The sequence below is a fragment of the Phycisphaerae bacterium genome, assembly GCA_024102815.1.
Classification (GTDB): domain Bacteria; phylum Planctomycetota; class Phycisphaerae; order UBA1845; family UBA1845; genus JAGFJJ01.
Window position 1 is genome coordinate 1 of sequence record JAGFJJ010000027.1, and the last position, 12,376, is coordinate 12,376.

Consider the following 12,376-nt stretch of genomic DNA (forward strand, 5'->3'; position numbering starts at 1 on the left):
GAGTTGCGATTATCTCCCAAACGCCCGGATCCGGGAATTCTAATTGTCGCTCCCCCGGTCCCCCCGGACGCCCGAAGCCGGGATTTCTAATTGTCGCCCGGCGGGAAAAATAGTTGTCGCTAGACACGGGTTCGAGTCCCGTCGACCGCTCCAAAGGAAGTTGGCTGTAAACCAACTGAGCACCAAGGGCGCGAAAGCGTCCACCCAAGAGCCCGAGGGAGGCGGGCGTACGCAGGATCCGCCGCCGGTTCGCTTGTTACACCTGGCAGCATTGGAAACGCCGATCGGCTATGCCGAGAAGTGAATCTGACAAAGTCGCGTGGGCAGCAACCGGTGGCAGCATGAACGAACACCATGTAGTGCGTGGATACCGCTTTCGCCCGCTGTTGGCGGACGGCTGCCGGTGCTGGTGAGCGACGCGATGGGCTGCGGCCCGACGCGAACTCATCAGCCGACGCAGTCGAAAACCGGCAGCGGTGACCGCTCAAGCAGCACTCCGTGTTTCTTCATGTGATCCGCGAACGTTCCGCCTTCCAACGGCGTCTCTTACGAATCAATCAACACCGATCGATACTGACATATCGAGCCCTTGAAAACAGAAAGGAGGGCAATCCAATGATGCTGTTCAAGCGAATCAAGATCCGCAGCTACGAGACGGGGTTGTACTTCCGTGACGGCGAGTTCAAGGGACTCTTAAGCGAAGGTCGGCACTGGCTGTTCGACCCGCTGATGAAGGTCTGCGTCGACGTGGCCAACATGCGCGACGCGTGGCTGGCTCACGACAAGCTCGACATGATCGTCAAGTCGGATGTGCTGAAGGACCGCGCGGTCGTGATGGACCTGAAGGACCACCAGCGTGGTCTGGTCTGGATCGACGGCCGGTTCACGCACCTGCTGGCGCCGGGCCTGTACGCTTACTGGCACGGTGTCCGCGACGTGCGCGTCGAGGTGATCGACGTTCGCCAGGTGCGGTTCGAGCACGAGGACCTGAAGGTCATCGCGAAGACGCACATGGCGAAGCAGTTGCTCGACATCTGCACGGTCGACCGCGACCGCGTGGGTGTACTGTTCATCGACGGACGGTACGTCGACACGCTGCGGCCGGGTATGTACGCGTTCTGGAAGGGCGCGGCGGACGCCCGGGTTGTCGAGATCGACATGCGCGAGACGACGGCTGACGTCAGCGGTCAGGAGATCATGACGTCGGACAAGGTCAGTCTGCGCATGAACGCGCTGGTCACGTACCGCATCGCCGACGCGCGGAAGGCGGTCAGCTCGACGGACGACGTCCGTCAGGCGCTGTACCGCGAGACGCAGTTGGCGTTGCGGGCCATTGTCGGCGCACGCGAGCTCGACGCGTTCCTGACGGACAAGGACGCCGTGGCTCAGGAGATCGAGCAGGCGGTACGCCGCCGCGCGGGCGAGCTGGGTCTGGAGATCGTATCGGTCGGTATCCGGGACGTGATCCTGCCGGGCGACATGAAGGACCTGATGAACAAGGTCACGGAGGCCAAGAAGGCCGCCGAGGCCAACCTCATCTCGCGCCGCGAGGAGACGGCCGCCATGCGCAGCCAGGCCAACACGGCCAAGCTGCTGGCCGACAACCCGACGCTGATGCGACTGCGGGAACTGGAAGTCCTGGAAAAGATCGCATCGGCCGGCCACCTGAACGTCGTGCTTGGCGAAAAGGGACTTGCCGAGCGCGTAGTCAACCTGTTGTAACCCCTCAGCCCCGGGCTCGGGCGATCGAGCCCGGGGCGTTTGTCGGGGATGCCCGAAGATATAATCGAGATTCCCTCAAGGACAATCTAGATTCATGCAAGGATTTAGCTGGGGAGTGCAGAAGATGCGGTTTACAACACCGCGTTACGATGAGCATTCATCTGCGGAGGCAGTCTAACAGAAGACGGAATTCGCAATGGCATTGAAGAACGAGCAGCGACGGAGGGGACTATTTCAGGAAATGTCGGCGAATCTCGCAAGACTCCGGCCGAATCTCGCCGGCACGTACATTTGTCCGCTCTGCATGAGGGGCGGCTTCACCGAGGCCGACGTAGTGGCGCCATCGCCGCGTCTCACGGAGGAGCACTGCATCCCCGACGGGCTTGGGCCAGCTACTGCCGTTCTGACGTGCGCGACGTGCAACAACACGGCCGGAGCGAACATCGACGGCGAACTTCATAAGCGGGTCGAGTTCGATGCCTTCTGTCGTGCCGAACAGAGGAATGCCTTCAACGCTCGACTTACCAGCGATGACCAGAACATGGGCATCGAGATCACTCGCACCGGCGGCGAAAAGCCGCACATCGACATCAGGATCATCGCGAAGCAATCGAACGAGAAGGACGTCCAAAAGTACAAGGATGCTATGAAAGCTTGGGTGGAGCAGCGCATCACTCCGAATCCCATCCGCCTTCACTTTGAAGGAAATGTTCTTCCTCGGGAGCGGCTCGCACACGTTGCCCTCCTCAAGGCTGGGTATCTGCTGCTTTTCAAGCGGCTCGGCTACTACCCAATCATGCTCCCAATCTTCGAGACTGTCCGCAGTCAGATTCGGAACTTCGACGCTGAGGAACTCAACGTCCGAAGCCTCGTCCTGCGAATGCCGCTCGACAACTTGCCCGATACCATTTGCCACATCCAGGCATCGGGTGCTCAGGGTGTTGCCGTTCCTATTCCTCTAACGAAATACGATATCGGCTACTTCGTTGTGATGCCGGTCAACGGGGGCACATATTCGCAGTGGGCCGACCTCTACGGTCGCAATCAAGAGGCCGGTTCTGAGAACTTCGACTGCACGTTGCATCCTCTAGATCCGTACGAACTTCGCGAACGATTCCTGCAGCAGGTCTCTCGGCAGGGACCACCTAAGCTGTCCGAATAGGGTCAACGGCACGGTCGAGCGTCGAGCAGGGAGAGGTCCGCGCCGGCGATTCGGTCGAGATCGTTGGTCTGGCCGAAACGCCGCGGCAGGTCGTCGTGACCCAGGTCGAGACGTTCGGTCGTGTGCTGGACGTCGGCCAGGCGGGTCACAATGTCGGCTGCCTGCTGCGCGGTGTGGCACGGGACGAGGTCGAGCGAGGCCAGGTGCTGGCGGCGATCGGTTCGATCACGCCTCACCGAAACTTCGAGGCCGAAGTGTACGTGCTGACCAACGAGGAAGGCGGGCGGCACACGCCGTTCTTCGACGGCTACACGCCGCACTTCTTCTTCCGCACGGCGGACGTCACCGGCTCGACCAGCGTGCTGGGCGACGCCGACATGGCCATGCCCGGAGACGGAGTGAAGCTGGGCATCTCCCTGCAGAGCCCCGTCGCGCTGGCGGACGGTGCCCGCTTCGCGATCCGCGAAGGGAGCAAAACCGTCGGCTCGGGCGTCGTCGCGAAAGTGGTGGCGTAGCCGGCAGACAGACAGCCCCGGGCTCGCGCGATCGAGCCCGGATCGCTTTTCTTTAACGACTGCCGGCCAGCGTTTTCTTCCAGCGATCATTCTTGCGGATAATTCGTGGCCCCGCATGCTACTGGATTTCGCATTATCCAAATACGCAGGAGGCGGATGCAGTGCCACCGGCAGAGTCGGTCACGGGCTGCCGTTTGGTATCATGACCAGTAGATGGTACCTACTGAAATGCAGCGGATCACCAATGTCCGAGGTCACGCAGATTCTGGATCAGATTCACCGCGGTCACGTCGCCGCGGCGGCCGATCTGCTGCCACTGGTCTACGCGGAGCTGAGGAAGTTGGCGAGCCACAGGTTGGGCAGAGAAAAGCCGGGCCAAACGCTGCAGCCAACGGCCCTTGTTCATGAGGCATATATTCGACTGGTCGGAGATGCCGACGTGAAGTGGGATGGTCGTTCCCACTTCTTCGCTGCGGCTGCCGAAGCAATGCGGAGAATCCTCATTGAGAATGCTCGACGTCATCAGAGTCTCAAACGTGGGGGTGCTGTTAGCCAGCGGACAATCGCAGAGGGCGATGCAATCGTTGACTTCGGGGACATTGACGAGTTGCTCGATCTCGATGCGGCGCTCACCAAACTTGCCGCGGAAGAGCCGGAACTGGCCAAGCTAGTCGAACTGCGATACTTCGCCGGGCTGAGTGTTGAGGACACCGCCGAGTCACTGGGAGTGTCGCCGCGCACTGTAAAACGGAACTGGGCTTTCGCAAGAGCGTGGCTGGGACGGGAATTGAACAGAGATTCCGGGTAAAGCTGAGTCATTAGTCAAGCGTCAGAGCGAGCAAGTCTTCGATGAGTACACCGTCCCCGACTGAGAAGTCCATCTTTCTGGATGCTCTTGACATCGAGTCACCAAGCGATCGCGCGGCGTTTGTGGAAGAGTCGTGCCAGGGGAGGCCGGAATTGCTTGCCTCGGTGTCGGCACTCTTGCGTGAACACGAGCGCGAAATCAATCCTATCGACCGGCCCATCGTTTCCAGAGGGCTTGGCGACACCAACGAAACCACAGCATGGCAACATTCCAACCACGCGCCTGGAACGTGGATTGGTCGCTACAAGCTGATGGAGCTCATTGGCGAAGGCGGGTTTGGACTGGTGTTCGTCGCGGATCAACAGGAGCCGGTTCGCCGCCGTGTTGCGTTGAAGGTCATTAAACCCGGGATGGAGTCTCGGGAAGTTCTTGCACGCTTTGAAGCGGAGCGCCAGGCGATTGCGATGATGGACCACCCGAATATCGCCCGTGTTTTCGACGCGGGCGTGACGGATTCGGCTCAGCCATATTTCGTCATGGAACTTGTTCGCGGCGTCCCGCTCATCGAGTTCTGTGACAAGCAAAAGCTGGACATTGCGGAGCGACTCAAGCTCTTTGTGTCGATTTGCCAGGCGGTTCAACATGCTCATCAAAAGGGGATCATCCACCGCGACATCAAACCTTCGAATATTCTGGTGACCATGCAAGATGGCCAGCCGCTGGCGAAGGTGATCGATTTCGGCGTCGCCAAAGCGATTGGTCACAGTTTGACCGTGAGAACGATTTACACTCGGTTCGCGTCGATGGTGGGCACTCCGACGTACATGAGCCCGGAACAGGCTGGGATGAGCGCCGGCGACGTCGATACGCGGAGCGACATCTATTCGCTCGGCGTACTACTCTACGAATTGTCAACCGGCACGACTCCTTTTGCTGCCGAGCGCCTGTATAGCGCGGGATTTGATGAGCTTCGCCGAATCATCCGCGAAGAAGAACCTCCTCGACCCAGCTCGCGATTGAGCACGCTCAGCAACGAACTAGCCAGCACCGTCGCGGCCAATCGTCGGCTCGACCCAGCCAAACTCGCGTCGTCGATGAAACGTGATCTGGACTGGATCGTGATGAAGTCGCTTGATAAGGACCGCAATCGTCGGTACTCCACGGCCGGCGCGATGGCTGAGGATGTCTCGCGTTTCCTCTTGGACCAGCCCATTGAAGCGCGTCCGCCGTCGACCTGGTATCGATTCTCGAAGTTCGCCCGGCGGAACAAGGTGGCGATCTCCACAGCCTCGCTGGTCGTCGGCGCATTGATTCTGGGCACTGCCGTAAGCCTGTGGCAGGCTCGACTGGCGATACGCGCGCGCGACGAGAAACAAGTCGCTCTCAACAACGCGCGTGCTGCCGAGGATGCAGCAAACAATGCCCGTCTGGAACTCGAGCGATTTAATGATCGCCTGAATTCAACGACGGTCCTGCTGGCGTCGGGGCGGGCCCATGCCGACGCTCAACGGTGGGCTGACGCGTACCAGACGTACACGGAAGCGACTGAAGTCTTGCCAAAGTACTTTCTCGTGTGGCTTGAACGAGGACGGCTCAACGTGAAACTTGGTCGCTGGAAACCGGCCGCCGCCGATTTTTCCAGGGCAGTCGATATCGGTTGCCCGGTCGAGCAGTCAGAGCTGTCCGGAGTGCCGCAACTGCTGTTTTATGCCGGTGAAACGACCGCGTACGAAAAACTCTGCAAGGAACTGGGTGAGAGTCGTGAGGATGATCCATTCGCCGTCGAGATTCGTGGCCGATTGGTGGGGGAGATTTCTTCCACAACCGCTGCACAGCTGGCGGAACGCATCGAGCGTCTGCTTGCTGATTCCAGGGATGCAAGAGCTTCCGATTCACCAATCGGAGTCGCCAAGCGGCCGCACAAGTACATGGACATGTTGTATGGAGCGAACCTGTATGTGGCGGGCTGGGCGCACTTGAGGGCCGGCGACTATGAAATGGCTCTCAATCGACTTGAAGCATCGAATGACGCCAGATGGTTCGGGCGCGGAATCGCCCATCCTCTCATCGCGATCGCTCACCACCGAGCCGGGAATGCGGAGGCTGCACTTCGCGCGTTTGAGCAGTCGGAGGCAATGTTCGACAGGCTGGTCGAGGAAGGCGTTCGCCAGTCAACCGGCTCGCCGTCAATTTCTTGGATCGATTGGATCGAATTCCTCCTGCATCACCGCGAGGCGAGCATCGTCATCAAGGGCCATACTCCGGCGAATGACCCCAGGCTTCGGCAGATGGAAGATATTGCTGAAGTGAACATTGCAGATTGAAGCGGCTGTTGTCACCGGAATCTCCGCCAGCCGGTTTTTCTTCCAGAAATGTGTGGCCCCAGTGCTGCGCGAATTTCGCATTATTGAGTTAGAGCCGGCCTGGAGCAGTGAGGAGGAGTGAGCCAGTGCGCGGATTGCTACTGGCCGTTGGCGCTGTCCCGCTGCCGTCAGCGACGGAGGGGGAAACACGTCAACGCCACAGACGGGCGTTCCGGAGGCCCTCATGGAGCGGAAGAAGATGATAAAGGCTTGCGCATTGAGTGCAGCGATCCTGATTCCCACTATCTCGTCAATCGCCGCTGACTGGCCGCAGTGGCGCGGGCCAGACCGCAACGCAATCTCGAAGGAGCAGGGTCTGCTGCAGGCGTGGCCCAAAGATGGTCCGCCACTGGCCTGGAAAGTGACCGGGATTGGTGACGGAATGGGCGGAATTGCTGTCAGCAATGGACGCATCTACACGACCGGCGACAGCGACGGCTCGGCTTGGCTCTTCGCCCTCAACGAGGCGGATGGCAAGCAGGTCTGGAAGGCCAAGATTGGGCGCGGCGGCCAACCCGGCTTCATCTTCAAGCCGTTTGGTCCGCGCGCCACCCCGACCGTGGACGGCGACCGAATCCACATCCTCGGCCAGTACGGCGAGTTCGTCTGCTTCACGACCGAGGGCAAGGAGGTTTGGCGCACGGACTTCGTCGAGGACCTTGGCGGCATCGTCCCGGTCTGGGGCTACTCCGAATCACCGCTGGTGGACGGGGATCGGATCATCTGCACGCCTGGCGGATCAGACGCGACGTTAGTCGCCATCGACAAGGAAACCGCCAAGCCGGTCTGGAAGTGCAAGGTGCCCGAGGGTCCCACCAACCGGCGCTACGGCAATGAATCGTCAGCGGGGTACTCCTCGGCCATCGCGATCGACTTCGAGGGGATTCGCCAGTACGCGCAGCTCACGGCGACAACGCTCGTCGGGATCGCAGCGTCCGACGGCAAGTTGCTGTGGCGGTACGACCGAGCAGCCAATACGCATCGCATCCCTTGCTCCACGCCGCTATTCCACGACGGCCTAGTGTTCGCCGCCTCCGCGTACGACGCAGGCGGTGGCGCGGTGAAGCTGAGCAAGGAGCCCAATGGCAATGTCACGGCCACAGAAGTCTATTTCGCTCCCTCAATGAAGAACCACCACGGCGGGATGATCGTCGTGGACGGGTGTTTGTATGGCGCCGCCGGCGGTAACGAGGGTGGCTTCCTTGTCTGTCTTGACTTTCGCACCGGCGATATTCAGTGGCGCGACCGGAGGGCGCCGAAAGGATCGTTGGCATTGGCGGATGGGCGCCTCTACCTGCGTGCCGAGGATGGCACGATGATTCTGATCGAGCCGAACTGCAAGGAATACATCGAGCGCGGCCGGTTCGAGCAACCCGATCGCACTCGTGAGCCGGCCTGGACGCACCCGGTCATTGCCAACGGCAAACTTTACGTGCGCGATCAAGACTTGCTGCTTTGTTACGACATCAAAGTGCGGTAGTCCCGGCACCAAACAGCAATTGCCGCCTTTGGCCGAGGTGGCAGGACGCTTATGGCGCCGAACACCGCGCAATCTACGAAAGGTGAACAAATGAAGTACTTGGTGACAGTTGCGATTGTGTTCGCGAATTTCGCTCCCGGCGCACTGGCGGATGACTGGCCGCAGTGGCAGGGGCCGGATCGAAACGCGATCTCGAAGGAAAAAGGGCTGCTGCAGCAGTGGCCGGAAGGCGGCCCGCCTTTGGCATGGCGCATCGATGGCCTTGGTGGCGGAGACAGCGCGCCTGCCGTCGCTGGCGGCAAGCTGTTCGGCATGAGCAACCGCGACGGCAAGGAAATCGTCTGGGCGCTGTCCGAAACCGGCGGCAGTGAAATCTGGGTGACTGCGCTGGGTGACGCCGTTCAGCAGAGCCGGCGTGAGTCGAGAGAAGGGCCAGGATGCACTCCAACCGTTGACGGTGATCGCTTGTATGTTCTTGGCATGGGCGGTCGGCTGGCCTGCCTGAGCGTCGAACACGGGAATATCGTCTGGCAGCGAAGTCTCGTCGACGACTTAGGCGGCGCCATCCCGGATTGGAGCTACCGCGAATCCCCGCTCGTCGACGGTGATAAGCTTATCTGCACTCCCGGCGGCTCTGACGCGCTAATGGTCGCGCTCAACAAACACACTGGCGAGACGATCTGGAAGAGTGCGTCGTCCGCCGCGTCTGCACCGTCGACCGATGGTACTGGACCTCGTCCGGCAACGGCTCAAACAGAACGACAAAACCAAACGAATCGGCCCGGTCGCGGAGAAGCCGCGAATCGACCCGGCGGAGGCAGCGGGACTGCACCACAGGTCACAGGCACCAAAGACCCCGCTTTGTTTCTCAGCGAACATTGGGGGATGACGGCGTTTTCCCGGAAGGTTCCCAACGGCAAGTATCTTGCCAAGCTTTATTTCGCAGAGACCTTCTCAGGCGTTACAGGTCGCGGCGGACGTGTCTTCACTTTTAATGTCGAGGGGAAGGAGTTCAAGGACTTTGACATTTGGGAGCAAGCGGGCGGTCCGAACAAGGCATACATCGAATCAGTGCCGGTCGAGGTGACGGACGGGCAACTCGACATTACTTTCAGGCGACAGGTCGAAAACCCAGCGATCAAAGCGATTGAAATCATTCCGCAGCGAGGCGACGCCAAAGAAGCTGACACGATCCGGATCAAAGCCGGTCAGACCACGCCGTTCACGGATTCCAGCGGACGGGTCTGGCTGGCGGATCAAGGCTTCGCAGGCGGCCAGACCAGTCCTGGATTCGCCAACTTTGGTGGTGGCGGTTTTGGCGGACGTCCAAGTGGCTTCGGTGGTGGACGCGGGGGGGCTCGTTCCGGAGCGGCCTATTCGTCTGCCATCGCGATCGATGTTGACGGTGAGCGGCAGTATGTCCAACTGACTGCCAGCTCGCTTGTCGGTGTGGCGGCGTCCGATGGGAAAGTCCTTTGGCAATACAATGCCCCTGCCAACGCGATGGGAATCAACTGCTCGACACCGATTTTCCAGGATGGCCTCGTGTTCGCGGCATCGGCCTACGGTGCCGGCGGAGGTGCTGTCAAGCTGAACAAGAACGCTGACGGATCGATCAATGCAGAGGAAGTCTATTTCACTTCCAGCATGCAAAACCATCATGGCGGCATGATCGTTGTCGATGATTGCCTCTATGGAGCCAACGGAGGAAACGGTGGTGGGTTTCTCTCCTGCCTCGACTTTCGGACGGGTCAAATCCTTTGGCGAGATCGAAACGCTCCCAAGGGTTCGTTACTGCTGGCGGACGGACGACTCTACCTGCGTAGCGAAGAAGGCGAGATGGTTCTGATCGAACCTTCGCGAGAAGGGCTCATTGAGCGAGGTCGTTTCGACCAGCCCGACCGCAGCAGCTCACCCGCCTGGGCGCATCCCATCATCGCGAATGGCAAACTCTACATCCGCGACCAACACCTGCTGCTCTGCTACGACGTGAAGGCCAAGTAACCGCGGAGGGGGGCAGAACAGTTGAGACAACTGTTCAATAATGCGTCCTACGATATCGACTGGTGCTCGATCCAACGAGGAGCAATGATGAAATCTCGTCACTCATTGACTGCGAACCGGACCTTCGTTCTGGTCGCATGGTTTCTCGGCGCAGCGCTGTGCGCCAACGTCCTGCACGCCCAGCAGCAAACTCCTACGCCGGCGAACGTGCCGGTGAAGGAGCCGTTGACGAAGCTGATCGCGACGCAGCCCGCACCGCAGGAACCACAGACGCAGCCGGAGGAGCGCCGGCGTCGAGGTGGTTTCGGCGGACCCATTGAACTCGGCCCGGACGACAAGCAGACCTATCCCGATCCGCCCGCCAGCATTACCGAAAAGCGTGACCGTATCGCCCGCGGCAGGCTGGAGCTGATAGAGTACGACTCGAAGACCGTTGGCGCGACGCGAAAGATGAACGTATACACGCCGCCGGAATATTCGCCGGACAAGAAGTACCCGGTTCTCTATTTGCTGCACGGCATTGGCGGCGATGAAACGGAATGGCAGCGATTGGTCACGCCGGACGTATTGTTTGACAACCTGATCGCGGACAAGCAGGCCGTCCCGATGATCGTTGTCATGCCCAATGGTCGCGCTCAGAAAAATGACCGGGCAGAGGGCAACGTCTTTGAATCGGCACCAGCATTCGCCGTGTTCGAAGACGACTTGCTCAAGGACGTGATTCCTGCCGTCGAGTCGCGCTACTCGGTTCTCGCCGATCGCGAACATCGCGCGTTGGCCGGACTGTCGATGGGCGGCGGCCAGTCGCTGAACTTCGGTCTGGCGCATCTGGACACGTTCGCGTGGATCGGCGGTTTCTCGTCGGCGCCGAACTCGAAAACGCCGGAAGAACTCATTCCCGATCCCGCGAAAACGAGCGAGCAACTGAAGCTGCTGTGGCTTTCCTGCGGCAACAAAGACGGCCTGATCCGCGTCAGCCAGCGTATGCAGCGATATCTCAAGGAACACAATGTTCCGCACGTCTGGAACGTCGATTCCCACGGCCACGATCCGACCCACTGGCGCAACAATCTGTATCACTTCGCGCAGCGTCTGTTTAAGGATGCTCCGGCGAAGTAAGGGGGCGCGGGCGACGAGTGAGTCCGCCGCGAGCGAGAAGGTTGGCTTTCCTGCACGAGTGGTCTCTGAGCCCGACCACCCCGACGATCCGGCCTTCTTTCAGGATGCGCTCGCCCGTGCTCGCCGCGAGAATAGGCCCGTAGTCTTGGATTTCACAGCGTCCTGGTGCGCTCCGTGCCAGCGAATGCTTGCCGAGACTTTTCCCGATCCCGAAGTTGCTCGTCTGTTGGACCAATGCGAGTTCGTGAAAGTCGACACTGACGAACACCCGGGCCTGGCGAGTAAATACAACGTCGTGGGCCTCCCGGACATTCGCCTGCTTGCTCCGGACGGTACCGAATTGCGCCGTTTTCGAGATTTCCAAGGTCCGACGGCGTTTGCCCGGGCATTGGATGACATGCTGATGCAAGTGGCGCGCAAACAGACCGGCAACGAACTTATCACGGTTGCGAAGGGCGAAGGGGAACTCAGAGAAGCCTTCAACCGCGTGCATGACAAGGTTCGCCTGGTGTTCGTCCTTTCGCCTACGTGAGGCCCGTGCCAGAACGGCGCCCGTGTGGTGCAGAGGGAGGTTTTGGAGAAGATCACGGATTCGCGAGTCAAGGTACTGGTCGTGTGGACTCCGGTTTTGCGTGAGGACGACCGGCACGCGGCCGTCAAGGCAGTCGAGCATGTGGCCGATTCGCGGGCCATGCATTTCTGGGACCCGGACAAGAGTCTCGGTTTGGCCCTCGGCGAAACCGTGGTTCTGCCGCGCGGTCGCAAACTGGCGTGGGACGTCTATTTTGTGTTCGATGCACGATCCGAATGGGGCGACAAACCGCCGGAGCCCCGCTACTGGATGCACCAGCTCGGCAACGACGAAAGAACGCTGGACGGAGACAAGCTGCGCGAGGCAATTGAAAGATGTCTCAGGGAGGTCAGGTAACGCCCCGCGACGTAAGCGGACGGGTGAGTGCAAGTGTTTGCCAGAGACAGTAACCCGGCAGTCGGTGTTCCAACGCCCTGGCCGGGTTATCAACCGGCGCGACATTTTTTGTCTCTCAGAGACGTGTTCGAAATCTGCGTGGTTCGCACAACTTGTTTTGACGGTAGCGAAATCCAGCTACCATCAGGTTATACGAAAGGCCGGCGTCCCGAGACGTCGGCCTTTTCGCGTTCTATCGCCAGTTCTGGCAACAAGTTCGAGCGTCGTCGCGCGTC

10 protein-coding genes are annotated in these 12,376 nt (G+C 60.1%); all 10 read left to right on the forward strand.

Annotated elements, in window-relative coordinates; genetic code table 11:
- The first annotated feature begins 615 nt into the window (after nucleotides 1–615).
- The 10 genes from J5J06_07260 to J5J06_07305 all read left to right on the forward strand — a co-directional run bounded on the left by J5J06_07260 (nucleotide 616) and on the right by J5J06_07305 (nucleotide 12,101).
- On the forward strand, nucleotides 616–1,722 hold the full coding sequence (locus tag J5J06_07260; GenBank protein MCO6436868.1) for a slipin family protein: 1,107 nt from the start codon (nucleotides 616–618) through the stop codon (nucleotides 1,720–1,722).
- Nucleotides 1,723–1,918: 196 nt separating this feature from the next.
- A complete protein-coding gene (locus J5J06_07265; protein MCO6436869.1) occupies nucleotides 1,919–2,884 on the forward strand; it encodes a hypothetical protein in 966 nt (321 codons plus the stop codon).
- Nucleotides 2,881–3,399, forward strand: a complete 519-nt coding sequence (locus J5J06_07270; protein MCO6436870.1) for a hypothetical protein — start codon at nucleotides 2,881–2,883, stop codon at nucleotides 3,397–3,399. The genes J5J06_07265 and J5J06_07270 overlap by 4 nt, the downstream gene beginning before the upstream one ends.
- 244 nt (nucleotides 3,400–3,643) lie before the next feature.
- Nucleotides 3,644–4,207, forward strand: a complete 564-nt coding sequence (locus J5J06_07275) for a sigma-70 family RNA polymerase sigma factor (GenBank protein MCO6436871.1) — start codon at nucleotides 3,644–3,646, stop codon at nucleotides 4,205–4,207.
- A gap of 41 nt (nucleotides 4,208–4,248) precedes the next feature.
- On the forward strand, nucleotides 4,249–6,531 hold the full coding sequence (locus J5J06_07280) for a serine/threonine protein kinase (protein MCO6436872.1): 2,283 nt from the start codon (nucleotides 4,249–4,251) through the stop codon (nucleotides 6,529–6,531).
- A gap of 238 nt (nucleotides 6,532–6,769) precedes the next feature.
- Entirely contained in the window at nucleotides 6,770–8,050 is a 1,281-nt protein-coding gene (locus J5J06_07285; protein ID MCO6436873.1) for a PQQ-like beta-propeller repeat protein, read from the forward strand.
- A gap of 90 nt (nucleotides 8,051–8,140) precedes the next feature.
- Nucleotides 8,141–10,054, forward strand: coding sequence for a PQQ-binding-like beta-propeller repeat protein (locus tag J5J06_07290; GenBank protein ID MCO6436874.1), 1,914 nt, complete (start codon nucleotides 8,141–8,143; stop codon nucleotides 10,052–10,054).
- Nucleotides 10,055–10,369: 315 nt separating this feature from the next.
- Nucleotides 10,370–11,173: an esterase family protein gene (locus tag J5J06_07295; GenBank protein MCO6436875.1), complete on the forward strand. Its 804-nt coding sequence runs from the start codon at nucleotides 10,370–10,372 to the stop codon at nucleotides 11,171–11,173.
- 58 nt (nucleotides 11,174–11,231) lie between these two features.
- Nucleotides 11,232–11,705 carry a DUF255 domain-containing protein gene (locus J5J06_07300; protein MCO6436876.1) on the forward strand — a complete coding sequence of 158 codons (474 nt, stop codon included), beginning with the start codon at nucleotides 11,232–11,234 and terminating at the stop codon, nucleotides 11,703–11,705.
- Between the two features lie 27 nt (nucleotides 11,706–11,732).
- Nucleotides 11,733–12,101 carry a hypothetical protein gene (locus tag J5J06_07305; protein MCO6436877.1) on the forward strand — a complete coding sequence of 123 codons (369 nt, stop codon included), beginning with the start codon at nucleotides 11,733–11,735 and terminating at the stop codon, nucleotides 12,099–12,101.
- Nucleotides 12,102–12,376 lie beyond the last annotated feature (275 nt).